Consider the following 25,724-nt stretch of genomic DNA (forward strand, 5'->3'; position numbering starts at 1 on the left):
GCAGTATTATGAATTTTGAATTAAGTGAAGAACAAATTGCTTACGCAGCTACAGCTAAACAATTCTCTGATAAGGAACTCGCGCCGAATGCGGCTAAATGGGATAAAGACCACTATTTTCCGGTAGAGGCAATTCGCAAAGCAGGTGAACTTGGCTTTTGTGCGTTATATACGCCAGAGGATGCGGGTGGGCTTGGTTTATCAAGGCTCGATTCATCTATTATATTTGAGCAGCTTTCTATGGGGTGTACTACCACTACCGCCATGCTGACCATTCACAACATGGCAACGTGGATGATAGCCAATTGGGGAAGCAGTGAAGTTAAAGATGCGTGGATGGATAAGTTGGTAACAGGGAATGCTATTGCGAGCTATTGTTTGACTGAGCCCGGAAATGGTTCAGACGCCGCTAATTTAACGACCAGCGCTAAACGCGAGGGGGACCAATACATATTAAATGGTGCCAAAGTGTTTATTTCTGGCGCGGGGGCAACTCAAGTGTTGGTGGTGATGGCTAGAACGTCAAACGAAGGTGCAGGTGGTGTATCAGCCTTTGTTGTGCCTGCTAATGCAAAGGGCGTTACCTACGGTAAAGCAGAAGAAAAAATGGGTTGGAATGCACAGCCCACGCGAATGATTAATTTTGATGACGTAAGCATACCGGCTTCCAACTTGTTAGGCGATGTAGGCCAAGGTTTTAAGTTTGCTATGCAAGGCCTTGATGGAGGGCGCATCAATATTGCGAGTTGTTCATTGGGCACAGCACAACAAGCACTAAATACTGCACGCGAATACTTACTTGACCGCCAACAGTTTTCCAAACCTCTTGCGAGCTTTCAGGCTCTGCAGTTTAAACTGGCTGACATGGCAACAGAATTAGTGGCCGCTAGGCAACTGGTGCGTTTAGCTGCAAGTAAAATAGATAACCAGCACAATGATAAAAGCACATATTGTGCAATGGCTAAGCGCTTTGCCACCGATGTGGGTTTTCAAGTATGCAATGAAGCCTTACAAATTCATGGGGGCTATGGCTATATTAAAGAGTATCCCCTAGAGCGCCATGTAAGAGACGTACGAGTGCATCAAATACTTGAAGGTACTAACGAGATAATGCGCGTAATTATTGCAAGGCGTTTATTGTCAGAAGCAACTGAGGTGTTATAGCAAGATGGATAATAAAGTTATCGTGAAAGTTATAGCAAACGAACATGGCAATATAGGTCATTTGCAGCTAAACAAACCTGAGGCACTTAATGCTTTAGATCTTGATATGATAAAAACAATGTTTACGCAATTAATGGCGTGGCGCAATGACAGCCGCATTGGTGCTGTATTTATAGATAGCAGCATTGATAAAGCCTTTAGTGCCGGCGGAGATATTGTTTCATTGTATAAGGCTATGGATACCAACGATGAAGGAAAATTACCTGACTTCCTTGCCGATTTTTTTACCCAAGAATATCGCTTTGATTATTGTTTGCATGCTTACCCTAAACCCGTAATTTGTTGGGGAAATGGCATAATTATGGGGGGCGGGCTGGGCGTATTTTTGGGCGCAAGTATAAAAGTGATGACAGAAACCGCGCGTGTAGCAATGCCTGAGGTATCTATTGGTTTGTTTCCAGATGTAGGGGCTAGCTACTTCTTTAATAAAATGCCTAAGGGCGTTGGCACATTTTTAGGATTATGTGCGGCTAATGTTAACGCGCTCGACTGCGTAGAAATAGGCCTTGCTGATTATGCAATTATGAATAGCAAGAAAGAGCAAGTGTTACAGGCTTTGGCATCAAGTAAATCGTTCGAACAAGAATATCTGCAAAACCTATTTGCTCAATTGCATGCCACGAGTAAGACTGACATGCCACAAGGTAAGTTACATGGTTTATACAATGAACTTGCTAGATTTGACGAATGCGACAACCTAGGGCAAGTCGAAACCTTGCTGCTTGCATTAAACGAGCAGTTGCCAAACAATAAAGTATTTAAAAGTGCCCTATCTAGTTTTTTAGCTGCCAGTCCAATTTCTTTACATTTGGTGGTGCAGCAATTAGCACGCGCTAAACACTTAAATTTGGCTCAATGTTTTGAAATGGAATTGAGTATGGCAAGGCGTTGTTGTTTAGGAGGTGAGTTTAAAGAGGGGATTCGCGCCCTAGTTATTGATAAAGACAAACAAGCCGCTTGGCAGTTTTCGCATTATTTAGATGTGACATCACGCGTGGTTGAATCTCATTTTACGCAATTTAATTTAAGTCCCCATCCGCTAGCGACCTTAATTCAAGAATTTGGAGATTATCATGGCTAACATCACTTTTTATGGTTTAGGTAATATGGGGCAAGGTATGGCCTTAAACCTATTAAAGAACAAACATTGCTTAAGCGTGTTTGATTTGGTGCCAAATAACATGGCGCCGCTAATAGAGGCCGGCGCTAAGGGGGCGAACTCAGCAAAAGAGGCCGCCCAACAGGCAGATGTGATTATTAGTATGTTACCTGCAGGGCACCATGTAGCTGCGCTTTATGATGAAATAATAGGCTCGGTAAATAGCAATACTTTATTCATTGACTGCAGCACCATAGAAGCCAGCACGGCAAGAGCACTTAAAGATAAAGTATGCAGCCAAGGCCACAGATTTGTAGATGCGCCTGTGTCAGGAGGGGTAGCTGGTGCAAAAGCAGGTACATTAACATTTATAATGGGCGGCGATGATACCGACGTACAAAAGGCAAAGCACATTTTAGAAGGCATGGGGAAGCATTGCTTTCATGCAGGTAAAGCGGGTGCCGGGCAAGTAGCTAAAATTTGTAATAATATGTTGTTGGCCGTACTCATGACAGGTACCTGCGAAGCATTGCAAATGGGCATAGACAACGGATTAGATCCTAAAGTGATGTCAGACATTATGCAGCAAAGCTCAGGTAATAACTGGGTACTACAAGTATACAATCCTGTGCCCAATATTATGCCCAATGCGCCATCATCAAATAATTATAAAGGAGGCTTTATGGTTGATTTAATGAACAAAGACTTGCGTTTGGCTATGCAAACTGCGCTTGAGCATCAATCCACCACGCCTATGGGGGCTTTAGCTAAATCGTTATTTGAATTACACGCAAAAGGCGGAAATGGGGGGAAAGACTTTTCGTCAATATTTGAGAGCTTTAAATAAGCTCTCAAATATAGTTATTGACTATCGGTCACTAAAATCTTTTAAATGCTTGATTGAACGGCTTAATAAGTTAGTGTCAATTTCCAGTAACTTTTTAGTATTGTCATTTAAGTCTAATACTTCAAAACTACCGTCTTTCCCTACTGAGGTAAGTAAAGGATATTTCACTATAATTAAGTTATTTTTTTCGGTGCTAACTAACCAGTTTTTACTAGGCGAAAGCAAAGATTGACCTGTTGAGTACCGGTTCACGTCAGCCAAGCAACCAAACTTACTAAGTATAGTAGGCGTTATGTCTTCATTACTTGAAATTTGATTAAAGTCTACAAAACGAGAGTAAAGCTTATAGAAGTTTTCGCTTTCATTTTGCTGAATTATCATCAATTCAGTATTCTCATCAAGTAAGGTTTGGTCAAGTGCGGCTAATGTATCTGCGCTTAATATACCTATAAACAATCCATTTTCACTGCTTTGAATCGCGTTTAAAAACTCGGCGGTGTCTTCACTGGTATTGGTTTCAATAAACGTGGTGGTAGTTACGTCAAAGGCTTCTAGAAGCTCAACTACTACCGGTGGTGACTTAGTTAAGCTAAGCAGATTATTAGGAATGCCATATAAGAGCTGGTCTAATAATTTACTGGGTTTTTGCTGTAAGTTTAAATGAAACTGATTGGCCTTTAAGCCATTATACGATGTGCGTGCTACAGGCTCTAAACTGCTTAGTACCACTACCTTTACTTTGTTATCAACACTGCAATATACCGGGCGAGGCGGATAGTTAAAGCGGTTGTTTTCGCTGTTGTATTGCAGTTCTTCACGCTGTTGCCTAACTTCTAAATCTAGTAAGCCGTAACGAGCCATTAAGGTTTTTGCCGTAGCAGGGTATGACAGCGGGAACATGTTATCTTGCTTTAACACGGGTGTGTAAAGCTTTGCGTCGGCCCATACATGAATTGCGTGGCTTACCACGAAGCATAATACTAATGACACCATAATATATGGGCTAACTTTAAACTTTTGTAAGCGAGCAATGCGTTTGAAAATAGCATTTGCGACGACTAGTTGAAACATCAACCATATTACAAATAGCAGAACAAGGTAAAACCATTGCAGCCAACCAAAAGCGTTTACTTGCCCGCGGGTTTCACTTTTTAATAATTCAGCTGAACTAAACGACAGGTGAAAACCTGTTTTATTGTACAATAGCGCGTCAAAGGCGAGCAGAGCCAAACATAGAGCGGCAATAACCGAGGCGGTTGCTTTTAGTGTATTTAAATGGGTAATTTTGTAGCACAAAGGCAATATTAATATAATGAAACCTAAGAACGTTAAAAAGCTGGTATGACCCAACCAAGTTGTTACCATGTAAATAACGCTAATGGGGGTTTCGGCGCTTGGGCCGGAAAACAAATAAACAGACGATATTACAACAGCCATTAAAATATTGGCTAATGCAAACCAGTGTCCCCAACTCACTTGTTTTGTTATTTGTTGGCGATGGGGTGATTCAGTATATATCATCAGTAATTTACGCCGATGTACTTTTTTTCAGCGCATTGCAAAATTGTTCTACCATATCTTGGCGTTTGTCTTTGTTTACTTGATTATTAAATATGTTGGCAAGCACATTGCCAAGCACCATTATAGATAAATCTCGGTTAGATTGATTTTGCTCTAGGGCAACAAAAACGTCTTGCATAACAGCTTCAAACTCTTCATTACTGTACCGTGATTGTATGGGCATTCATTTGTCCTATGATTTTTTGAGAAAAACTCGTTACAATTGCATTATTGGGTTTTGTATCAGTATACGGCCTGTGGTTTTTTTTCACCAACTTTTGTTCGTTAGTTTGTTTAAGTGAACAACGAATAACCAATATTCTATTTTAAAGGTAATCATAACTTTATGAGTGCAAACGTAAACCAGTTTGTTGTCCACCAAATTAATTTAAACGAAGAGGGTAAACTTGTATTTATCCCTCGTCCTAGTTGTTTTGAGATTTCCGAACCTATTAGTGACTTAGCCGCACAGCTACACAGTAATTTTAGTGGCAAACCAAGCAAAGGCGTTGGCGGCTTTGGCGAACTGCTAGATCCAACGGTTAAAAACTTGCTTGATTCATATTTCGCTGAAAGCTTATCGTTTTATGATTTTAGCGTTCAAGCCAGTGAAAAGCTGTTGAGTGCCATTACTGAAGAGGCCATGATTGAAACTGGCTATGTGATTTTTAGTCAGTATGAATACTTAGCAACCGATTACTTAATGATAGCCATGCTAGATACTAAAGAGCTTGTGACGGTAAGCCAAGATTTGGATTTATCGCAAAATCGCTTCCTTGAACTGAGCAAAATGCAAATTGCCGTAAGGATAGATTTGACCGCCCTTGAAACGTCACCACAGGATTTTCGCTACATAAGTTTTATAAAAGGCAGAATGGGTAGAAAAGTATCTGATTTCTTTATGAACTTTATAGGCTGCGAAGAAAAAGTAGACACCAAAGTGCAAAATAAGCAATTTGTACAGCAACTTGATACTTATTTAGCCTCGCAGCCGTTAGATGCCAATGAAAAACACCAGCATCGAGACTCAGTGGCGCAGTACTACAAAGAAAGAGCAGGCATGGGCGAAGATGTTAATGTAAGCGATATTGATGAAATATTGCCCAAAATGACGGAAAGTAACCATAGCTTTTCCGATTACAACGCTGGATTGGAAAATCCATTGGAGCCAAAGTTTCAGGCCGACAAAAGCATGTTAAATTCCATGAACAAATACTCGGGCGCCGGTGGCGGATTAAGTATAAGTTTTGACCGTAAGCATTTAGGCCAAAAAGTGCATTACAACCCGCATACTGATACTTTAACAATAGTGGGTTTACCGCCTAATTTAAAAGATCAGTTAAGTAAAAGCAGTTCGCAAGATAATAGTTATGCTAGCGAACAAGAGGGCGATACTGAGTAATGAAATTATTTGTAAATGATTTAACCGTAATGGATTTCTCTTACCTTTGCCCAGTGCGTGGAATGGTGGGTGAAAGCTGGATTGTTGATGTAGTGCTAGATGGTGGCTTGAACGATGAAAGCATGGTGCAAGATTTCGGTATAGTGAAAAAGCAGTTAAAACGCATCATTGATGACTACGTTGATCACAAGTTGGTGATACCTGCAGAACATCGTAGCACTAATATTCATCCCCGTGCTGACGATGGGCGAGTGCAAGTGGATTTCGTATTTGCTGAGCAAAAATCAATTGCGTTAAATTGCCCGCCAGAAGCTTATGCTTTTGTTTATGACAGCGAAATAAACAAGCAAAGTGTAACGGTTTATTTAAAAGATGTAATTACCACACACCTGCCTGAAAACGTGCATGACATTGAAATTTCCTTACGTGAGGAAGTAATTAATACACCATTTTACCATTACACCCACGGCTTAAAAAAGCATGAAGGAAATTGTCAGCGTATTGCGCATGGTCACAGGTCAAAAATTATTATTAAAGAAGAGGGCGTTGATTCACTTCAGTGGCAATCATATTGGGCCCAGCGCTGGAGTGATATTTACATAGGTAGTGATTTTGATTTGGTTGAGGTAAGTGATTTAAGTTTTGCCATTGAGCCAAATGCTGAGGTGTATTGCTTTAAATACGAAGCATCACAAGGTGAATTTGAAATGGCGATTGATAAGTCAGTGTGCGAAATAATTGCTTATGATTCTACCGTAGAGTGTTTAGCGCAGTACGTGCTTGAACAAACACAAATGAAAACAAGCAAGCAACTTGAGGTACGCGCATTTGAAGGCGTTGGTAAGGGCGCAATTGTGACTAGTGGGCATAATTGTGACTAGTGGGCATAATTAATATGCGATTTATTCACCTTGTTTTTGTGAGTGTATGTTTGTTTAGTGCCAGTGTAATGGCCAGCCAGCCAATGTTATTGGGCGAATTAACACAAGGTTCGTTGATTCGTGGCAAAACCAGCCCTGGTACTGAATTATTCTTAAATGGTAAAAATGTATTAGTGTCGAAAAATGGTGAGTTTGCATTTGGGTTTGGCCGTGATGCGGCCTTAAGACAAACGCTTTCTTGGCGCGGTGAAAATGATACTGATTTACAAAACATGACGCTTTCGCTAGCTAAACGCCAATACAACATTGATAAAATAGAAGGTGTTGAACAAAAATACGTAAGCCCACCCGAAGCGGTGCTAGCCCGTATAAGGCAAGACAACAAAGCCGTTGCCAATGCCCGTGCCTATAATACTGATGCGCTAGATTTTTTAGCTGATTTCATTTTACCTGCACAGGGCCGAATAAGCGGGGTATATGGCTCGCAGCGCATATTTAACGGGCAAGCAAAACGGCCGCATTATGGCTTAGATGTAGCGAATAAAACCGGTACGCCTATAATTGCGCCAGCCGGTGGCACTATTCGCATGGCACATAAGGATTTGTATTATTCTGGCGGCACAATAATTCTTGATCATGGCTTTGGCGTGAGCTCTACCTTTATTCACATGAGTAAATTGCATGTAGAAGAAGGGCAGCGAGTGGAGCAAGGTGAACTAATAGGTGAAATAGGGGCAACAGGGCGCGTAACTGGCCCCCATTTAGATTGGCGAATAAATTGGTTTAAAGAACGCTTAGACCCAGCTTTACTAGTCGATTTACCTAAGGCTAAATAAAGCTGCTTTATTGCAGCCCTAGCCAGGTATGAAACAGCGTTTCATCTTCAACGGTAATTGCGCAGGTATCTGCTGGGGCTTCACTCACTGTAAATTCTAATTCAATTAATTTAGCATCACGTAATACATGTATAGGCAGTGTTTCGCCAACATGTTTTTGATTAAGTATTGTTATAAGCTTTGCTTCGTCACACTGCCAACTATCAACAGCAACAATTGTATCTCCGTGCATTAAACCCGCTTTACTGGCACCGCGCCCATCATAAACAGCGTTTACTCGTAACATTTTATCAACTGAAGATACAACCGCGCCCCAGTCAGTTTTGTTATTTAAGGGTTTCTCTCCGCCTTTATCAAGGGCATTTTGTGAAGGTCTGAGTTTTAGTTGTAAACCTATTTGCTGCAAAATACTGTGTAAAGGTAGGTCGACCGTAGTGCTGGTGACCATGTTCAGAAAGTGGCTAATATCTAAATTTAACTCCTTTTCACATAATTGGGTAATCACATCATCAGGGGTGCCAATACACGGCTTTCCGTATTGTTTCCAAAGCAATTGCATAATTGTATCTAGGCTATGCTTTCCTTGTGAATGCTGCCTAATAGTTATATCTAAGCATAAAGCCACTACGGCTCCTTTATTGTAATAACTTACAATATGATTCACCGAGCCTGCGTCTTGTTTATAAAATTTTGACCATGCTTCAAAGCTAGATTGGCTCACGCTTTGTTTATGACGCCCTTGGTTTTTCAATAAACGGGTAAGCGTTTCGTTTAATACCTGCACATAATCTTTTGGTGAAATAAGGCCGGTGCGCGCCAAGCTTAAATCATCATATAGTGAAGTGAAACCTTCATAAATCCATAGCTGCGGGGTATACACTTCTTTAGATAAGTCTACCTGATGCATTACTTGCGGTTTAATTTGTTTAACGTGCCAAGTATGAAATAGTTCGTGGCTACATAAACTTAAAAACTGTTGGTAGCCCGGTGTGATGTTTTTGTTATCACCAACAAAAGGGATATCAAAACGGTTGTATTGCAGCACGGTGCTAGCAATGTGTTCGAGCCCACCAAAACCACCATCACAAATTAAGGTCATAAACCAATATTCTTCGCACGGAATTTCACCAAACAGAGCCATATGGTGCTTAATGATGGGTGTAAGATCATCAGCAATTCGATGAAGATCGTAAGGGTGCTGACCAGTAAATGCTAAGTGAAACACCGTGTTGTTTACGCTAAAACTGTGGTAATTCAAACACCCAATCAGAAAAGGGTGGTCAATTAAGTCATAATAATTATTACATGTGTAAGCCGCTTTGCCAGGTGTATGCACATTGCTCTTAGGCATAGCCGTGGCAATTCGCGACAATGCATTTGGGGTAAGTGAAGCAAAGCTAGCTTCATCTATTGTTACGCTATGTTTAATATTATGAACGTTGTTTATATATAAAAATACACTGGTGCCATTAAAAAATGCGTAGTCTTGATTAATAAAAGCGCTTCTTACTGATAGGTCATAAGCATATATTTGGTAAGTGACTAACAGTTCATCCAGCGCTTCGCCTTTTGTACAGCTTATTTTCCACGATTGCTTATTAAGCTGAGTAACTTCCAATTTGGCGCTTTCGTTGTTTGGGCATGCAGCCTGCAATGCGTGTAAGTTTCTAGCGAAATCACGCACCATATAACTCCCCGGTATCCATGCCGGTAAACTAAGCTCAATTTCATTGCTAGATAAGTGATTGATATACATGTTTACTTGTAGCAGATGTTCAGTGCTACTAAGTAAGCTAAGGTCATAACGAATGGTGCTTGTGGTCATATTGTATAAATTCATATAGTTGCGTGCTTAATTTTGTACATAGCATAAGCTAAGCGCACTGTATTTTATAGTGCATTTGGTGCCCGCTCTTGTATTTATGCAGATCAAATGTAAACTAAACGTTAACAATAAAAATATGCAAGCAGTTAAGTACACAATACACAGGGGTGTAGAAATGCGCGAAATTGATAGATTATTAAATCGATACAGTGAAAGCCATACAAACAGAACCAATATTTTAATTCATGCTATAGCGGTACCCAGTATCTTCTTCGTTACCATTGGCCTTATTTGGTCTATTCCCGTACCGGCATTTATTGCGCAATATAATATTAATTGGGCACATATATTTGCGGTTCCCACGTTGTATTATTACTTTAAGCTTTCCGGGCCCATTGGCGCAGCAATGACACTACTTATGATTGCAACCTTTTATGGTATCAAGTTTTTAGAGGCCGCCAATATAAACGTGCTTCACTTTAGTTTGGCACTGTTTGTAATAATGTGGATACTGCAGTTTGTAGGGCACAAAATTGAAGGTAAAAAGCCATCTTTCTTTGAAGATTTACGCTATTTGCTTGTAGGCCCTGCATGGTGGTGGGGGCATTGGCTAAAGCGCTTTAATATTCAGTATTAATTTAGCAAGCAGCTTTATGCGTACTACATCACATTACTTAGCCAAGTAATGTGATGCTTTCTAACATTTTCATACTATATGGGTTGAGTGTTTTCTTTGCGTTCTCAATTTCGCTAAATTTAACCGCCACTGGGATAGCACTTCTTACTCCAGCCATAACCCCCTTACTTCCTCTCATTAATTCTTCAACTGCAAAGTCACCTAATTTACTGGCTAGTAGGCGGTCTTGCCATACTGGCGAACCACCGCGCTGCACATGGCCTAAAGTGAGTATTCGAACAGCTACGCCGGTTTCGGCATGCAAGGAGTCTTTTAAAATTTCCAAACCGCCTGGCCATATGTTCTCTGTTACCACTATAATGTGCGAAGAGTTCGCCCTATGATGACGGCGTTTATCCAGTTTATCTAAAATCTTAACCAGCTCTTCGGCTGCCGAAGTAAACGTTTCAGGCAGTAACACGTGGTCAGCACCGCTAGATATAGCAGAATTTAAGGCAATAAAACCGGCTTCTCTGCCCATTACATCGACTAAAAATATTCTTTCGAATGCCTCTGCTGTGTCACGAACTTTATCGAGTGACTCAACCGCAGTTTGAATAGCCGTGTGGTATCCAATTGTGTAGTCAGTTCCAGCTATGTCGTTGTCAATTGTACCGGGTACACCAATAACGGGTTTATCCCACATGCTTTGAAGTTTTTCAGCGCCTTTGAATGAGCCATTACCACCAATTATAATTAGGCCATCAATATCAGCATCATTTAGGTTTTTGGCCGCTTGCTTAATGTATTCATCTTGCTTAAATTTTTCGCATCGAGCACTATGTAAAAGTGTACCGCCACGCTGAATTAAATTGTGTACCATGCTTGGGTGTAAAATCATGTTGTCTTGATTAATCAAACCTATGTAGCCCGATTTATAGCCAAGCACTTCAACATTGTGGTGTTCACAGCGTAAACATATTGCCCGAATACAAGCGTTCATGCCAGGTGCATCGCCACCAGAAGTAAGTACTGCAACTTTTTTTATGGTCATTTGAATCCTTTTTAAAAGGTAGAGTCGTAATTAGGATATACAAAATAAAAATAAAGGAGAACCAGCGTATGAAAAAAATCGTTATATTATTATGCGTGTTGATGATTAGCGCTTGCTCTACTCGGTTTGCATACAATAACATTGATTGGCTTGTGTATTGGTATTTAGATGATTATGTAGAACTTAGCAGTAAGCAAGAAGATCAATTTGATGAAATGCTGGCAAAATGGATGCAGTGGCACAAGGCGCAAGAACTGCCTAAATATAAGCAACAGTTACAAGATATTATTAAAGAAGTAGAGCAAGACCAGCTTGACCCGTCAAAATTTGTAGCACACCGTGAAAGAGCAAGGTCACACTGGGAGCGGGCGCGAAGCTACGTAGCCCCAGATATAGTAACCCTAGCTAAAACCTTAGATGAAGAACAAATTGAATACTTCTTTAATGCTTTAGAAAAGCAAAATAAGGAAGATGAAGAAGAGATATTTGAAAATAAGGAGCGCTCTGATGAGAAGCGCAAAGAACGCTGGATTAAGCGCAATCAAAAAAATGTGAAAGGATGGATAGGTAAGTTACAGCCTGAGCAAAAAGAATTCATTGAAACGTATACAGAGCGGTTTGAATCTACCAGCGTATTGTGGCTTGAATACCGCCGTGAGTATCAAAGAGCATTAAAAGCCGTATTTGATAACCCTGAACGTGGCGCTAAGTTTGAAGCCGCATTGCTTGAACTAATTATCAATCCAGAACAGTATAGAAGCGAAGCGTTTAATCAAATTACCCAAAGCAACATTGAAGCAAGCAGCGAATATTTTTTAGGCTTGCTCGCATTAAGCTCTAACAAGCAAAAAGAAAAACTAGTGGATGAAATTAATGACCTTATTGAAGATGTTGAATACTTAGCCAAATAAAAAGTGAGTAGGGCATAATTCTAAGACAGCAGAAAGCCCATTTATTTTAATCATTGTCAAAAGGGCTGACAGCACCTGATGCATGTTGACCCAATACGTGTGTATAAATTTGTGTGGTGCTCGCGCCCTTATTACATCTGGCAATAAGGTGAGTTCCCTCTCAAAAATATGCTTATACATAAACACAATAGCGCATAAAACTAAGTTCTGAGTAGATGACGTTACTTGCCGGTTTACCGCAAGATGCGTTAAAAACGCTGTTACCTATTGCTCACCAAGTTCTTTAGGGTGCCGCTTTCCACTAAATAAAATGAACCGTTTTATCCACAATAAATACGTTTTTTCAGTTTGTATTGAATAATGTTTGGTTCTCATAACATGTTGAATACTTTCTAAATATGGTGAATTGGCCGATACTGACTCCTTTATTAATAAGCTTGGAAACTGAGCATGCTCAGTAAACAACATTTAAAAAAAGAGATAATTGACCTACAGGCCAGTTATTTGAAAGAAATAAGCAAATTATGTTCTTACTATGAATTCATAGTAAGAACATAAAAATAACAGTAGAAAAAGCTACAAATAACAGTGTAAAGTATTGATAAAAATAAAATATGTAGAGCTTATTTGATGAAAAATTTTCGCAATTATTATGGAGTATTCATAATAAGTTGTTAGGCACTTATTAGTTAGATATCAAAATAAAGGATTTATCCATGTATAAAGGTTCTTGTTTGTGTGGTGCAATTAACGTGGAAATCACTGGCCCTATAAGCGATATTATTCACTGCCATTGCTCTTTATGTAGGAAAAATAGTGGAACTGCTTTCGCTACTAATGGCTTTATTGATACGAATAAATGTAAAGTCATAGACTATGGCAGTAAGCTTGGCTTTTATGAGTTCAAACTAGGTAAAAAGAGGCATTTTTGCACTGTTTGTGCGTCACCAATATTCAGTTCTAACTCGGATAACCCAAGTAAACTTAGGATTCGTTTGGGCTTATTAGATTCACCCATTGCTGAGCGTCCCATATCCCATAACTTTATATCGTCAAAAGCTAGCTGGGAAGATTTGGATGCAGAGTTACCAAGATATGATAGATTCGAACCATCAAGAACGAGGTCTTAGCATGCACGTGCCTAACAAATGCATCAAGCGGATTTTGACAAGACCAATCAAAACCGCTTATGCAAAGTGTTATGTGAACTCACTAAGGAAGGTTTTATGAACTACAAAAATTTACTTTTCGTCACCTATTTTCTGTCTACTGGTGTACTTGCTGCTGGTAATTATGCCTCTGTAGAATTAACTCATTTGAATCCAACAAATGCCGAAAGTACTTGGCTTAGAGAGAAGCAATTCATGCCACGCTATCCCGTAGAGTTGGCAATGAAGGGAATTGCTGGCTGTGGAATATTTAAGGTAATAGTCGACGAAAGTGGTTCAACCGAAAGCATCGATCTTATTAGCTCAGTTCCTAAAAAGGTTATTTCTGAGCCAGGAACAAAAGTTATTAAAGATTGGGATTGGACGCTGGCTGACGCCAATACCCCAATCCGCGAAGAAAAGCTATTGAGGCTAGATTTCTGTATGGGGGGTAGTACAGCGGAAGAATCTATTTCAAAGTGTAAGCAACAGGCAAATATGGCGTGCGAATAGCGTTCACATAACAAAAAAATTATGTCACTCGCTATCGCTCGTTGGGACGCAAACACGTGCGCGGCTTCGCCATTATCGCACACATGTTTGCGCCCCATATTTGGAAGTTAAGTTTCCTAGAGGAATATATGGGCTACAAGATTAAGCACTACGCGCAACCAGTGTCGACAAATACAGGTCCATTATGGGAATCTGCTTTAATTGAGCTATCAGTAGGTTTAATTTGCGCAGGTATGGCTTTTTGGGCGAGAGATATCGTTATTCAATTATTTTTCGGATGCCTTATAATTGCTGGGATTTGCTTCTTCTTGACACTACAAAATATTATTGAAATTTTTCGTATTCGAGCAAAAAATAAGAAGTTATCTCAGAATCAAAGTGAAGATTACAAATAACCCTTTTACATTAGAAACTTAACAGAACTATTGAAGTCGGACAATTTACAAGAGCAGTAAATCGCCTCTTAATGAGGTGTTAGCCGTCAGGAGAGTCATGGACTGTAGCGAATTCAAAAAATGTTGGATTGAAGGTGATATTAACTCCCTCGATGGTAATCTCCAAGAAATGGTGATGGATCATTTTCGTTCTTGTTCGGAATGCAAATATGCAGTACTTGTAGACACCCTTGAGAAAAGAGGAGTGGCCGTAGCTGATTATCCTTGTGCTCATATGGCCCAATATGCAGAGTTCTATTGTGAACAGCATCCGAACCCAAAAGATTGCAATGATGCCACTATACATTATGATGAAGTGTTCGATGAATATTCCATTCAGCATGGAGACGGTAACAGCCAGCTTACTATAAATAATTGCCCATGGTGCGGCGCAAAGTTGCCAGAAAGTAAGCGGGATTTATGGTTTGATACTCTGGAATCAATTGGCTACGATGATCCTTGGGATCAAGAAATACCTGAAAAATATAAATCGAAGTCATGGAGGCAACACTGCTAACAAACGCTTCCAGTGTGACGCCAAAACCTCCGCGTTTTTGTGTAAAATGGAGCTACGCGACATGTACAAAAACGAGTGTATCAATATTTGTCAGGTGAGCTTGGCGGTATGTATGCGAGCGTACCTAAAGTGAGCTAACTAGGGAGGGAGAGTCTAAATGTTTAGTCTAAAAATTCATGACGAATTATGTCTAGAGTTAATTAACTATCATCGAGCACCAGAAGTATTCAGCATAATTGAAGAACAGAATGCATATTTATCGGAGTGGATGGCGTGGCCACCACATACGAAAGAAATTGAACATTACAAGAATTTCATAAAAGACTCATTGCATAAGTATGCTGATGGAAAATCTCTAGTTTGTTTCATACTCTACAAATCGAATGTTGTAGGCTGCATAGGTTTTAACTATATCGATTTGAGCCTAAAAAAAGTAGAAATCGGTTATTGGCTATCGCAACATGCTCAAGGAAAAGGAATTATGACATCAAGTTGTAAGTTCTTAATTGATTGGGCATTTGAATATTTTGATATTGATAAGGTAGAAATACCAGTAAGTGAGGGTAATATGCCTAGCCGTGGTGTTTGTGAGCGCTTGGGCTTTGTTCAAGAGGGTGTAATCACAAACGCAGAAAACTTAAACGGACGCATAGCAAATCATATTTATTACGCTATGTTACGCGAAAATTGGAAGCAAATATGACAAAGCCTTCAAGTCTAACTCGTGAACGCGTGCCGAAGTCGCTATCGCTCAAACATGGCACACGTGCACTCACATTAAGGCGGCGTTAGATTTACTCATGCAAAGCCCGTTCAGACGCTTAAGTAAAGCACTTCGCAATAACCACAGAGTAAAGTCAGGGCATGGTGGATATGCGGATTATTACGAACTGCTAGCCTTTATATTAGTAATTCCGAGTATGCTGGTGCTGCAAGTCGGCTTTGTTCTGGTAGCAAGTAATATTTGGATAGCCACACAAATTCATCAGAATAGATTTGTAGTTTCCTTTTTAAGTATTATTTTGTGTAATATAGTTTTGATGCCATGGGTTTTTTTCGGTCTTTTGGACTCACCACTTGAAGCAAATGTTTCGTTGTTTTCAGCATTATTTATAATGATAAGTCTAACGTTTGTTGGTTTAAAGTCACTTGTTCGTCATAAAAGGGATGTGTAGTTGACCCGTTTTAGGAAGAGCGTCCAAAAACGGCTTAGGTAAAGCATTATGTACTTAAAGGAATAAAATGAAAAATTGGGAAGATTTAACTCTACTTCAAAAAGCCCTTTGTGGCCTAGCCATTGTTTGTGTTGCAGCATTTGCGCCAGAGATTGCTATTCTTGCCCAGTTTGGCGGTATAGAAGTTGCTTTCGCATTTTTCGCTATGTACCTCATGCCTTTAGTTAGGCATGTTCAAAATATCTACAACAAGTTAAACCAGAAAATTCAGCTTGCTATTGTAGCAATACAAACAAGCGCATCAGCAAAGCCAAAGGTATTTTTCGTGCAAGCTACTTTCTGCTGTTTTGCCTTTGGCTTAAGTGGTTCAGTGGCATTTGCTGGCTTTTTCTTTATGCCAAGCCTAGTAATGAATGGCACTTTAGTTTGAACGCTTATAACTAAAACATGGAAAGAAATGTATAAATGAGTGATTACCTAACGAAAATAGAGAATAATTACGAAGTGATAGCGTTAGTGATTTCATTCATCAATGAGCGTTTCAACTTCTAGCTTCATTGTTTCAAATTTGGCTCGGTGAGTGTTCTTCAGAGGCAAACTGGTAATAAATCTATATAACTCCCTGGCTTCTACTATGTATTTACCTTCAACTTTTGTTGCGGTGTTTATTAGTTTGCATAAGCATTGTAGTAAGTTTAATGATACACCAATATTAAGTGGGGCAATTTTTCTAGCAGAGGTGAATAAGTCATAAGCGTCTTTAAATTTCGCTTCGCTGTAAGCCTTAATGCCTACTTTATTAAGTTGAATATACTCTTTTCTTTTGGCTTGTGTTTTTACTCCAGCATTCTCTGCTAAGTATATAATTGAATTATCAACTTTATCAGGGTTGGAAAGTATAATTTTACTCAATTTATGGGCTTCTTCGAAATCACATAAATCAATCATGACTTTTAAACTGTCGGCTGCTAAGGCAACCGGATATTCAGTAAATGTTTTTTCAATTTCAACTTGGCTCTCTTCCAAAATTTGTTTTGCTTCACTGGGCTTATCTTCTATAAAAAGCATTCGCGAGTGTACAAGCTTTTCGAATATATCATAATCAAAATCATCTAACTGCGATCGTAAATTCTCTTCACTTTTAGCCTTATGCAAGGCCATCAATGAATCTTGCATGTACTTATTTTGGGCGCTGCTATCTTCTGTGTGTTCAGCTAAATCAAGTATGCTTCGTACGTATCCGCACATATGCGTTATATTTTTATGCACAGAGCGCTTTGACAAATCAAAAATTGATTTAGCGCTTTGCATCGCTAATTCATAGTCACCGTTTTCACGAGCTATTTCACACACCCTAAAATGACGGTTTATTGAAAGAGGGGATAAGCTTAAAGCTTCTTGGATAAATTTTAAGGCTTCAGGCTTTTTGTTATATTGAAGATAGGCATCAGCCAATATGTCGTAAGCTTCTACATTGTTTTTAGATGTGTCTATGGCACGCTTGGCCGTGTTAATTGCATCTTCATATAGACCTTTAAGTAAAAGCGTTTTGGCCATACTACACAAAGCCCATTGTACTTCACGTTGTTTCAAAATACTGGCAAGAATCTGCTGTGCATCGTCATATTGCTCAGTTTTCCAAAATAATTGAACTATAATTTGCAATAAGTGGTTTTTGTAACGGGGCTCGGTTGCTAAAAAATGCTTACAGGTTTCTATGCTCAAAGCATATTTTTGATGGTCTATTTGGCTATATAAAGCCGAAAGCGCTATACGTCTGCTTATAGCGCGCGACACCCTAGCGTTTAATTGTGCTTGTGAAAAAGGTTTGATTAGATAATCATCAGGTTGTTTTTCTAGCGAGCCAAGTACCATTGAACGCGTACTATCACCACTTACCATTATAAAAACTGTAGACGGGCGAATTAGGTGCAATTTTCGGATTTCTTCTAAAAACTCAAAGCCATTCTTACGGTTATTCCCTAAATGTAAGTCGCAAATTATAATATCAAACTTTACGCTCTTACATATTTTAATGGCAGATTCAGCTGACAATTCCGTTGTAACTTTAGTTGCCCCTAAACTATTAACTAACCCACGCATTAGCATAAGAAAGGGTCTACGATCTTCAACAATCAAACATCGTTTATTCGAATAGTCTAAGGTGGTCATAATACCCTATTAAGTTAAATCCAAACTAGAGAATGGATGGCTGATAAGTATATTTAATATATATTGTACACTTTATATACTGTAGCAGATTTGGATGTTTTTATTATTTCTAATTATCGGCTAATAACGCTAAGCCTTGAGTTTGTTTGCCTAGTTGCCGATAAGCTTATACGCGTTGTAATTTAGGTTAAGGCTCGCTGAGTTTTATAATGTTAGGTAGATTTTAAAAAGCAATGAATTCGCTGAATTGGCTAGTACATGAAGCAAGGCTTAATAATAGCCTGCATAAAATTAAAAATGACGCTGCCAATGGCAGTGTGCATGGTAACACGCCCGGGTCATTATTTAGTTTGTACTTGGCAATGCAGCTTCCTAATACTGCTAATGATATACCCTATGAATTTGATGCTAATGTCCAAAATCCATCACTTGAACATGTCTTGGAATTACCTAGCGCTCCTAAATCTCCACTTTATGCTAGTGAAAGCGATTATTCGCGTCACTTGCTCTATATTGAACGTTTGCAGTCAGCTATAAATAGTTCAAATAATCATAGTATTTCTTCAGATATACACTGGCAGAACAGTTTTTTCCCACAAGCCTTGCACCATGCAGCCGAGCAAATACTAATAGATGACGAAGTTAAGCATAACATGCCTTATCAAACGCAATTGCTTCATCAAACGGCTCCTCAAGAGGAGGCCGCAAACACCAGTAAAACACAAGAGCCATTAAACGAAACCGATTTATTTTCAGTTATTCAAGACGCAGAAAACTTTTTTTCTTAAATCCCTTGCCCTAAAGCATAAAAGCTAAGGTTAGAAATTTCCGTACTAGTGTGGTAATCTTCGCGCCGCAATTTTGCCTTGGTTTTACGTTCCAACTCGCAAAGGAAACAATATGAACAACTACCTAGTATGTGCTTTATACAAATTCGTCACGCTTGAAAATTACTTAGACATGCGTGAACCGCTTAGAGATTTTATGGAATCTCACCGTATTAAAGGTACCATTTTACTTGCGCTAGAGGGCCTAAACGGCACCGTTTCTGGTTCGCAAGAAGATATAAATTCCCTTTTAGAATACCTCAACAATGATGATCGTATTTCGCCCATTTCACATAAATTTTCATGGCACAAAGAGCAGCCGTTTTACCGCACTAAAGTGAAATTAAAAAAAGAAATTGTGACTATGGGTGTAGAAGGTATAGATCCCCTTAAAACCGTAGGCACTTATGTAGCACCTAAAGATTGGAATGAACTGATTTCAGACCCTGATGTAACAGTGGTAGATACTCGCAATGATTACGAAATTGAAATAGGCACATTTAAAAATGCTATTAATCCTCAAACCGCTTCATTTCGCGAGTTCCCTGAATATGTTGCTAAAGAGCTAGACCCAGCAAAACACAAGAAAGTCGCTATGTTTTGTACCGGTGGTATACGCTGTGAAAAATCTACAGCTTACTTAAAAGAGCAAGGCTTTGACGAGGTATATCACTTAGAGGGCGGTATTCTGCAGTATTTAGAAGACGTACCTAAAGAAGATTCTTTATGGGAAGGAGACTGCTTTGTATTTGATAACCGTGTAGCGGTTAATCATGATTTAGAACAAAGTGAGTATGACCAATGCTACGGTTGCCGTTTGCCCATAACTGAACAAGATAAACAAAGTGACAAGTATGAAGCTGGGGTAAGTTGCCCAGCGTGCTTTGGCACCCATACAGACGAACAACTTGCGCGATTTAGAGAGCGTGAAAAACAAGTAAACCTTGCTAAACAAAGAGCCCAAGAACATGTGGGAACCGAAGCTCGGGATATTATGTTGCAAAAGCGCCAAGAAAAAGCTGAGGCGCAACGCCAACGAGCCTTAGCGAAAAACCAAGCGAAGTAGTATTCAACTAGGTAAACCGAGTGTTATTTAGCTAGACACCCCTTATGATAAAAGAGTAAACTTCTGATAACACTTGAAAGATGGATGTAACAGATATGACAGACGCAAAATCGCCAGAAGCAAATTTGAGCGCTGATAAGATTGCAGAGATTCGCAAAGAATTTGAATATTTTGACCGTGATAATAACGGCCAAATAGATTTACCAGAATTTATCGAAATGTTGACAATACTTTCGCCAAAAACTAAAGCCAATCATGTACAAGAAGGTTTCAACATGATTGACGACAACAGCGATGGTTACATCGACTTTGAAGAGTTTTTGGAGTGGTGGCAAGAAGCTTGGTGGGAATACTAATCTTCGTCAATAGAATCATCAAGATTGCTAGTACGCGCTTTGCGCTTAATAGGAATATTGCCTAATTCTACTGAATCTGCATTATTAAAGCGCTTTTTAGGCGCTTTTTTATTACCTGAATTTTGCGCCGCGGCCGGTTTGGCCTTATTAACTTTCGCTTTTTTAGCCACTACTTTCTTAATGCCTTTAAATTGAGTTTCTATTCCTTCAATACTTAAAAACTCGGCATCATTAATATAGTTGGCTTTAATACTCTCAAAGCTTTTCCAATCTTTCTTTCCTACTATAGAAAGCGCTAATCCGGTATTGCCTGCGCGCCCAGTTCGCCCAATTCTATGAATGTATTCTTCTGGGAACTTAGGTAAATCATAGTTAATTACCAAAGCAACGTTTCGAATATCTAAGCCTCTGGCGGCTAAATCAGTGGTTACTAGTACCGAGAATTTACCTTGGCTAAAATCAGAAAGTATTTGGTTGCGCTGTTGTTGTAGCAAATCACCACTTAATGCGACCGCGTTAAAACCTGCTTCACTGAGCATGCCGCATAATCGTTGCGTGTCTTCACGGGTGGCGGTAAATACAATGGCTTGCTCTTGTTCTTTAATACTAATTAGCTTTGTTAACTGGGTATCTTTTTGGCTAACACCATCTGACAAATAAAAACGTTGCTCAATATCCTTATGGGGCTGATGTGAGCTATCTACCACTATTTTTTGAGGCGCATTAAGCAGCTCTTGAGTCATTTGTTTTACTTGGGCTTGTTCAATAGTTGCTGAAAACATCATAGTTTGGCGTTTGCGATGATCAGCCTGCCTATGTATTTGGGCTAATTGTTCGCTAAATCCAAGCTCTAACATTCTATCGGCTTCATCTAATATTAATAATTCAAGGCCATTTAAAAAAACTTGTTTATCTTTTAAGTGGTCAGCAATACGCCCAGCCGTACCAACTACTATATGCGGATTACGGCGCAGCAGTTTAGCTTGGTCATTATAATTTTCGCCACCTACTATTAAGTTGGCTTGAAGCTGCGTATTTGCAATTACCTGGCGAACAACACCAAATACTTGTTTTGCTAATTCACGAGTAGGAGCCAGTATTAAAGCTCGGGGATCGGCTTTAGACAGCGAACGCTGGGTTAATAAGCGATGCACCATGGGTACAACGAACGCTAAGGTTTTTCCTGAGCCAGTTTTTGAAGCTGCAATAATATCTTTATTTAATAAAGCATGAGGAATTGCCTGTTGCTGGATGTCAGTCAAGTTGGCAAGTTGCATAATAGTGAGGTTTTTCACTATACGATGGTCAATAGGCAGTTCAGAAAATAACAAAAAAATAGCGCTCAATTAAATAATAAAGCGCTATTATACTCACTTAAACGGTTTTACTGTAGCTAAATATTAAGCCTTCAAAAATAGCATTAATTTGCTCATTTAAAATGTCATTTCTGGAATGTCACCCTCAACAATGAGTTTACCGGCCGTTTTTTCTTTAATTTCATCAGTACTTACACCCGGAGCGCGTTCTTTTAAATGAAATGCGCCATTGGCGACTTCTAGAACAGCTAAGTCAGTAATGATGCGAGTAATGCAATTTACGCCGGTAAGGGGAAGGGTGCATGATTGCAATAACTTCGAGTTACCGTATTTGTCAGCGTGGGTCATAGTCACAATAATATTTTTTGCTCCTGCCACCAAATCCATGGCTCCCCCCATGCCTTTTATTAATTTTCCAGGTATCATCCACGAAGCAATATTACCGTTTACGTCAACCTCAAACGCTCCTAGCACGGTAAAATCAACGTGGCCGCCGCGGATCATGGCAAAGCTTTCAGCTGAGGAAAATATAGAAGCCCCGGTAATGGCTGTAACGGTTTCTTTGCCTGCATTTATCATATCAGCGTCTACTTGTTCTTCAGTTGGATAGGCGCCCATGCCAAGCAGGCCATTTTCAGATTGCAGCATGACTTCAATATTGTTTGGTACATAGTTAGCGGCTAGAGTGGGAATACCAATACCAAGGTTTACATAGTTGCCATCTTGAAATTCTTGAGCAACGCGCATTGCAATCTGATCACGTGTTAATGCCATGATTAATTCTCCTCTTTTGCTAAAACTCTACGCTCTATGCGTTTCTCAAAACTGCCTTTTACCACGCGGTTTACGTAAATGCCCGGCGTATGTATTTCACTTGGAGCAAGTTCACCAGGCTCAACAATTTCTTCGGCTTCAACAACCGTAATTTTACCTGCCGTTGCTGCCATTGGGTTGAAGTTCATAGCGGTATGTCGATACACGCAGTTTCCATAACGGTCAGCTTTCCATGCTTTTACTATGGCAAAATCTCCTCCAATACTTTCTTCTAGTATATAAGGGCGGCCATTAAATTCTTTTACCTCTTTGCCTTCTCCAACCGGCGTACCGTAGCCAGTTGCAGTGTAAAATGCGGGAATACCAGCACCAGCAGCACGCATTTTTTCAGCTAATGTGCCTTGCGGAGTGAGTTCTACTTCTAATAAACCACTAAGTAATTGTTTTTCAAATAGGGCATTTTCACCAACATAAGAGGACACCATTTTTTTGACTTGTTGGTCTTCCAATAAAACGCCTAAGCCAAAACCGTCTACACCGCAGTTGTTAGATACTACAGTAAGGCCGCGGGTGCCCATTGTTTTAATTTGTGCAATAAGCCCTTCGGGTATGCCGCATAAACCGAAACCGCCGGCTATTATCGTCATGTTATCTTCAAGGCCTTGCATTGCCTCTTCAAGGCTATTTACCACTTTGTTAAAGCCAGCCATTAAAACCCTCCTGATAGTGATTGTTTTTTGAACACCTTTAGTATTTAACACTTATATGCTTTTGTAAAATTGATTTAATGATATGATTATTAGATAAAATGGAATAATGAGGTGTTTATTTGATTTCTTATAAAAATATGCGAGCGTTTGTAGAAGTCGCTAAATCAAACACGTTTGCAGAAGCGGCGCAAAAACTATTTTTGTCTCAACCGGCCTTATCATCCGCGATTAAAAATATGGAGTCCCAACTAGGCGGGCAGTTATTTATCCGCAGCACGCGGCGTGTGGAATTAAGCCCTGAAGGTAAATTGTTTCTTCCCAAAGCTCAACGGGTTTTAATAGATTACGAAGGCGCAATAGATGATGTAAAAGCTTTATTTACTGCGCAGCAGGGCAGTATAGTGGTTTCAGCAATGCCGTCTTTTGCTAGCGGCCCACTTCCACAAATTCTGCAAACATTTACTCAGCAATTTTCAAATATAAGCATTCGAATTCTTGATGTTGTGATGGAAAAAGTGATTGATAATGTTAAGCAACAACGAGCAGAACTAGGCTTTGTATTTACTCCCCCTGCATTAGAGGGTTTGAGTTTCCAGCCTTTAATGAGCGATTCATTTTGCGTGGTTATGCCGCAATTTCATCCCCTTGCTAAAAAAGAGTCATGTAGGCTGCAAGAAATCGCTGAATTTCCGTTTGTTGCCATGAATAGAGAATCGAGTATTCGAAAGTGGTTAGATACAGCAATGGCGCAGGCCAATATATCGCTTAAAATTATTACGGAGGCTTCGCAACTTAGTACTATTGGGCAATTGGTAGCGAGTAATATAGGTATTTCAATTGTGCCTCAGCTTTGCAAGCATGAAATGCAAAATAAAGGATTGGTTTGTTTAAACGTAAGTGATTTAGCTTTTAATAAACAAATTGGAGTAATTTACCGTAAGCAAGATAGCTTGTCGGTAGCGGCACAACAATTACTGCTTGTATTAGAGCAAAAAGGAAATGCAACCTTATGAATATTAATAGCGATTTTTCAAAAAATATACTAATAGATACACATGCAAGTTCATGGCAGGTGTCGCCAATGAAAGGTGTAGAGCGTAAACCGCTTGACAGAATAGGGGATGAAATTGCACGCGCAACAAGTTTGGTTAAATATGCCCCTAATAGTCATTTTTCAGGCCATATTCACACAGGCGGTGAAGAGTTTTTAGTGTTGGAGGGCGTGTTCCAAGACGAACATGGTGACTATCCGGCCGGTACCTATATACGAAACCCGCCGCAGTCATCACACATCCCTTTTTCTGATGAAGGCTGCGTAATCCTTGTTAAACTATGGCAATTTGAACTAGCTGATCGTTTTCAAATGAATGTTAATATTTATGATAAATTTGATAAAACGAGCGGGCAAACCGAACTTTGTTGTTTATATGAAAACAATCATGAAAAAGTGACGGTGCTTCGTATTAAAGCCGGTGAAAGTTATTCATTTAGCAAACACGACGGGCTTGAGCTTTTTGTTCTAGAAGGTGAGGGAACTATAACGCCAACAAACGAATTAACTTCGATGCAAATTCGTCAGGCTTTTTGGTTTAGGCAAGGGGTAGATGCTTCAATTGTTATTGAAGCAAATACTGAAATGACAATTTGGCTTAAGCATGACCATTTGCTGAACGTGCCACAGCAAATTAAAAACTTACGTAGCCACACTACTTAAGATGCGTTCGGATTGTTTGAGCGCTTATGGAACACATAAAGTATGGCAATTACTAATACAAAGAACGCAATATGCAACACTAACTTTGCATCGATGCTTGTATTAACCGGAGGGAGTGAACTTAAGGCCGGCACTGATAGTGTTCCAAGTAACTTCATCACAAACACATTTGCGGGCGTTGCCAGTAAAGTTGTAACCCAACCTAAAGCAACTGTTTGAGCAATGCTTACCCAAATAGAGGGGTTAATCGCAAATATTATCGTACTCACACCAGCATAGGCGATTGATACTAGTAAATGAACAAGCCATGCCATAACACTTGCTTGCAATATTGAGTATGCACCTAGTTCCATGTAAGTTTGTGCATGCCGGCCGGTAATGGTTCCCATGGCAAACAGTGATTGAAAAGCAATAAACAGCACTCCCGCAACGATGCCCGAAATGAGAGAGTATTTGATAATTTGACTAGTTGAAAAATGGCCTTGCATGGTGCTCCTAAAATAGAAATAATTCATTTAGCATTTGATACTAAACTAGACCTTGTTTCATCAAAGTTACTTTCAATATTGAGATAAAATTATAAACTGCCGGTTTATTAAACGTGTTGTAGGATACATGACTCTCAGTTTCCATAATTTAAAAAAGATTAGGCTGATGGACCCTATGAGGATGTGTAAGCTATTAATTTTTATTGATAATATGTTTTTTGCCGATACATAAATGTATACTGCAGTCACTTAGTAGTATC

At 39.5% G+C, this 25,724-nt stretch carries 29 protein-coding genes and 1 pseudogene; 20 read left to right on the plus strand and 10 right to left on the minus strand.

Going from position 1 to position 25,724, the window contains the following annotated elements:
* Window positions 1-8: 8 nt before the first annotated feature.
* From ACOI22_RS01605 to mmsB, 3 genes are read left to right on the plus strand one after another with little or no spacing between them, the layout of a single operon-like run.
* Window positions 9-1,163 carry an acyl-CoA dehydrogenase family protein gene (locus ACOI22_RS01605; protein WP_420669525.1) on the plus strand — a complete coding sequence of 385 codons (1,155 nt, stop codon included), beginning with the start codon at window positions 9-11 and terminating at the stop codon, window positions 1,161-1,163.
* Window positions 1,164-1,167: 4 nt separating this feature from the next.
* On the plus strand, window positions 1,168-2,304 hold the full coding sequence (locus tag ACOI22_RS01610) for an enoyl-CoA hydratase/isomerase family protein (protein WP_420669527.1): 1,137 nt from the start codon (window positions 1,168-1,170) through the stop codon (window positions 2,302-2,304).
* Window positions 2,297-3,169: a 3-hydroxyisobutyrate dehydrogenase gene (gene mmsB, locus ACOI22_RS01615; RefSeq protein WP_420669529.1), complete on the plus strand. Its 873-nt coding sequence runs from the start codon at window positions 2,297-2,299 to the stop codon at window positions 3,167-3,169. Before ACOI22_RS01610 ends, mmsB begins: the two co-directional genes overlap by 8 nt.
* Window positions 3,170-3,190: 21 nt before the next feature.
* Here the strand turns inward: mmsB and ACOI22_RS01620 are convergent, their stop codons facing one another.
* Entirely contained in the window at window positions 3,191-4,690 is a 1,500-nt protein-coding gene (locus ACOI22_RS01620) for a DUF3413 domain-containing protein (RefSeq protein ID WP_420669531.1), read from the minus strand.
* 7 nt (window positions 4,691-4,697) lie between these two features.
* Window positions 4,698-4,913, minus strand: a complete 216-nt coding sequence (locus tag ACOI22_RS01625; protein WP_420669533.1) for a DUF1414 domain-containing protein — start codon at window positions 4,911-4,913, stop codon at window positions 4,698-4,700.
* Window positions 4,914-5,075: 162 nt separating this feature from the next.
* On the opposite strand from ACOI22_RS01625, the gene yejK reads away from it, so the two are divergent.
* Genes yejK through ACOI22_RS01640 form a run of 3 tightly spaced genes read left to right on the plus strand, consistent with a single transcriptional unit; the run spans window position 5,076 to window position 7,848 of the window.
* Window positions 5,076-6,131 (plus strand): nucleoid-associated protein YejK, encoded by a 1,056-nt coding sequence (gene yejK, locus ACOI22_RS01630; protein ID WP_420669535.1) that lies wholly within the window; start codon window positions 5,076-5,078, stop codon window positions 6,129-6,131.
* On the plus strand, window positions 6,131-7,012 hold the full coding sequence (locus ACOI22_RS01635; RefSeq protein WP_420669537.1) for a 6-carboxytetrahydropterin synthase: 882 nt from the start codon (window positions 6,131-6,133) through the stop codon (window positions 7,010-7,012). Before yejK ends, ACOI22_RS01635 begins: the two co-directional genes overlap by 1 nt.
* A gap of 14 nt (window positions 7,013-7,026) precedes the next feature.
* On the plus strand, window positions 7,027-7,848 hold the full coding sequence (locus ACOI22_RS01640; RefSeq protein ID WP_420669539.1) for a M23 family metallopeptidase: 822 nt from the start codon (window positions 7,027-7,029) through the stop codon (window positions 7,846-7,848).
* 7 nt (window positions 7,849-7,855) lie between these two features.
* Here ACOI22_RS01640 and ACOI22_RS01645 read toward each other — a convergent pair whose 3' ends face one another.
* Window positions 7,856-9,688, minus strand: a complete 1,833-nt coding sequence (locus tag ACOI22_RS01645) for a M61 family metallopeptidase (RefSeq protein ID WP_420669541.1) — start codon at window positions 9,686-9,688, stop codon at window positions 7,856-7,858.
* A gap of 160 nt (window positions 9,689-9,848) precedes the next feature.
* Here ACOI22_RS01645 and ACOI22_RS01650 point away from each other — a divergent pair, with 160 nt between their 5' ends.
* Complete coding sequence (locus ACOI22_RS01650) at window positions 9,849-10,310, plus strand: DUF962 domain-containing protein (RefSeq protein WP_420669543.1); 462 nt, start codon at window positions 9,849-9,851, stop codon at window positions 10,308-10,310.
* A 37-nt stretch (window positions 10,311-10,347) separates the two neighbouring features.
* Here ACOI22_RS01650 and ACOI22_RS01655 read toward each other — a convergent pair whose 3' ends face one another.
* Window positions 10,348-11,343: an ATP-dependent 6-phosphofructokinase gene (locus ACOI22_RS01655; RefSeq protein WP_420669545.1), complete on the minus strand. Its 996-nt coding sequence runs from the start codon at window positions 11,341-11,343 to the stop codon at window positions 10,348-10,350.
* A 68-nt stretch (window positions 11,344-11,411) separates the two neighbouring features.
* On the opposite strand from ACOI22_RS01655, the gene ACOI22_RS01660 reads away from it, so the two are divergent.
* Complete coding sequence (locus tag ACOI22_RS01660; RefSeq protein WP_420669547.1) at window positions 11,412-12,254, plus strand: DUF6279 family lipoprotein; 843 nt, start codon at window positions 11,412-11,414, stop codon at window positions 12,252-12,254.
* Here the strand turns inward: ACOI22_RS01660 and ACOI22_RS01665 are convergent.
* Window positions 12,243-12,722 (minus strand): annotated as a pseudogene (locus ACOI22_RS01665) (phage integrase N-terminal SAM-like domain-containing protein). The gene ACOI22_RS01660 and the pseudogene ACOI22_RS01665 overlap by 12 nt on opposite strands.
* Window positions 12,723-12,970: 248 nt before the next feature.
* Between ACOI22_RS01665 and ACOI22_RS01670 the strand changes: the two are divergent.
* The 7 genes from ACOI22_RS01670 to ACOI22_RS01700 all read left to right on the plus strand — a co-directional run bounded on the left by ACOI22_RS01670 (window position 12,971) and on the right by ACOI22_RS01700 (window position 16,471).
* A complete protein-coding gene (locus ACOI22_RS01670; RefSeq protein ID WP_420669549.1) occupies window positions 12,971-13,384 on the plus strand; it encodes a GFA family protein in 414 nt (137 codons plus the stop codon).
* A gap of 96 nt (window positions 13,385-13,480) precedes the next feature.
* Window positions 13,481-13,915, plus strand: a complete 435-nt coding sequence (locus ACOI22_RS01675) for an energy transducer TonB (protein ID WP_420669551.1) — start codon at window positions 13,481-13,483, stop codon at window positions 13,913-13,915.
* Window positions 13,916-14,076: 161 nt separating this feature from the next.
* Window positions 14,077-14,310: a hypothetical protein gene (locus ACOI22_RS01680; RefSeq protein ID WP_420669553.1), complete on the plus strand. Its 234-nt coding sequence runs from the start codon at window positions 14,077-14,079 to the stop codon at window positions 14,308-14,310.
* A 175-nt stretch (window positions 14,311-14,485) separates the two neighbouring features.
* The gene (locus ACOI22_RS01685; protein WP_420669555.1) at window positions 14,486-14,866 is read left to right on the plus strand and encodes a DUF6980 family protein; all 381 of its coding nucleotides are present in this window, start codon (window positions 14,486-14,488) and stop codon (window positions 14,864-14,866) included.
* A 157-nt stretch (window positions 14,867-15,023) separates the two neighbouring features.
* The gene (locus ACOI22_RS01690; RefSeq protein WP_420669557.1) at window positions 15,024-15,569 is read left to right on the plus strand and encodes a GNAT family N-acetyltransferase; all 546 of its coding nucleotides are present in this window, start codon (window positions 15,024-15,026) and stop codon (window positions 15,567-15,569) included.
* A gap of 97 nt (window positions 15,570-15,666) precedes the next feature.
* The gene (locus ACOI22_RS01695; protein WP_420669559.1) at window positions 15,667-16,041 is read left to right on the plus strand and encodes a hypothetical protein; all 375 of its coding nucleotides are present in this window, start codon (window positions 15,667-15,669) and stop codon (window positions 16,039-16,041) included.
* 67 nt (window positions 16,042-16,108) lie between these two features.
* The gene (locus ACOI22_RS01700) at window positions 16,109-16,471 is read left to right on the plus strand and encodes a hypothetical protein (protein ID WP_420669561.1); all 363 of its coding nucleotides are present in this window, start codon (window positions 16,109-16,111) and stop codon (window positions 16,469-16,471) included.
* A gap of 92 nt (window positions 16,472-16,563) precedes the next feature.
* On the opposite strand, the gene ACOI22_RS01705 is transcribed toward ACOI22_RS01700, so the two are convergent.
* On the minus strand, window positions 16,564-18,213 hold the full coding sequence (locus tag ACOI22_RS01705) for a response regulator (RefSeq protein WP_420669563.1): 1,650 nt from the start codon (window positions 18,211-18,213) through the stop codon (window positions 16,564-16,566).
* 233 nt (window positions 18,214-18,446) lie between these two features.
* Between ACOI22_RS01705 and ACOI22_RS01710 the strand changes: the two genes are divergently transcribed.
* From ACOI22_RS01710 to ACOI22_RS01720, 3 genes are all read left to right on the plus strand, one after another.
* Window positions 18,447-19,001: a hypothetical protein gene (locus ACOI22_RS01710; RefSeq protein WP_420669565.1), complete on the plus strand. Its 555-nt coding sequence runs from the start codon at window positions 18,447-18,449 to the stop codon at window positions 18,999-19,001.
* Window positions 19,002-19,113: 112 nt separating this feature from the next.
* Window positions 19,114-20,106, plus strand: coding sequence for a rhodanese-related sulfurtransferase (locus ACOI22_RS01715; RefSeq protein WP_420669567.1), 993 nt, complete (start codon window positions 19,114-19,116; stop codon window positions 20,104-20,106).
* 95 nt (window positions 20,107-20,201) lie between these two features.
* The gene (locus ACOI22_RS01720; RefSeq protein ID WP_420669569.1) at window positions 20,202-20,462 is read left to right on the plus strand and encodes an EF-hand domain-containing protein; all 261 of its coding nucleotides are present in this window, start codon (window positions 20,202-20,204) and stop codon (window positions 20,460-20,462) included.
* Here the strand turns inward: ACOI22_RS01720 and ACOI22_RS01725 are convergent.
* From ACOI22_RS01725 to ACOI22_RS01735, 3 genes are all read right to left on the minus strand, one after another.
* The gene (locus ACOI22_RS01725) at window positions 20,459-21,793 is read right to left on the minus strand and encodes a DEAD/DEAH box helicase (RefSeq protein WP_420669571.1); all 1,335 of its coding nucleotides are present in this window, start codon (window positions 21,791-21,793) and stop codon (window positions 20,459-20,461) included. The genes ACOI22_RS01720 and ACOI22_RS01725 overlap by 4 nt on opposite strands.
* Before the next feature lie 102 nt (window positions 21,794-21,895).
* On the minus strand, window positions 21,896-22,552 hold the full coding sequence (locus ACOI22_RS01730) for a CoA transferase subunit B (protein ID WP_420669573.1): 657 nt from the start codon (window positions 22,550-22,552) through the stop codon (window positions 21,896-21,898).
* 2 nt (window positions 22,553-22,554) lie between these two features.
* Window positions 22,555-23,262, minus strand: coding sequence for a CoA transferase subunit A (locus tag ACOI22_RS01735; RefSeq protein ID WP_420669575.1), 708 nt, complete (start codon window positions 23,260-23,262; stop codon window positions 22,555-22,557).
* A 119-nt stretch (window positions 23,263-23,381) separates the two neighbouring features.
* Between ACOI22_RS01735 and ACOI22_RS01740 the strand changes: the two genes are divergently transcribed.
* Complete coding sequence (locus ACOI22_RS01740; protein ID WP_420669577.1) at window positions 23,382-24,275, plus strand: LysR family transcriptional regulator; 894 nt, start codon at window positions 23,382-23,384, stop codon at window positions 24,273-24,275.
* The gene (locus tag ACOI22_RS01745) at window positions 24,272-24,976 is read left to right on the plus strand and encodes a cupin domain-containing protein (protein ID WP_420669579.1); all 705 of its coding nucleotides are present in this window, start codon (window positions 24,272-24,274) and stop codon (window positions 24,974-24,976) included. The genes ACOI22_RS01740 and ACOI22_RS01745 overlap by 4 nt, the downstream gene beginning before the upstream one ends.
* Here the strand turns inward: ACOI22_RS01745 and ACOI22_RS01750 are convergent.
* Window positions 24,973-25,464, minus strand: a complete 492-nt coding sequence (locus ACOI22_RS01750; protein WP_420669581.1) for a hypothetical protein — start codon at window positions 25,462-25,464, stop codon at window positions 24,973-24,975. The two genes, ACOI22_RS01745 and ACOI22_RS01750, sit on opposite strands and share 4 nt — an antisense overlap.
* Window positions 25,465-25,724: the final 260 nt, after the last annotated feature.

This window comes from Glaciecola sp. 2405UD65-10, assembly GCF_048820975.1.
Lineage (GTDB): Bacteria > Pseudomonadota > Gammaproteobacteria > Enterobacterales > Alteromonadaceae > Glaciecola.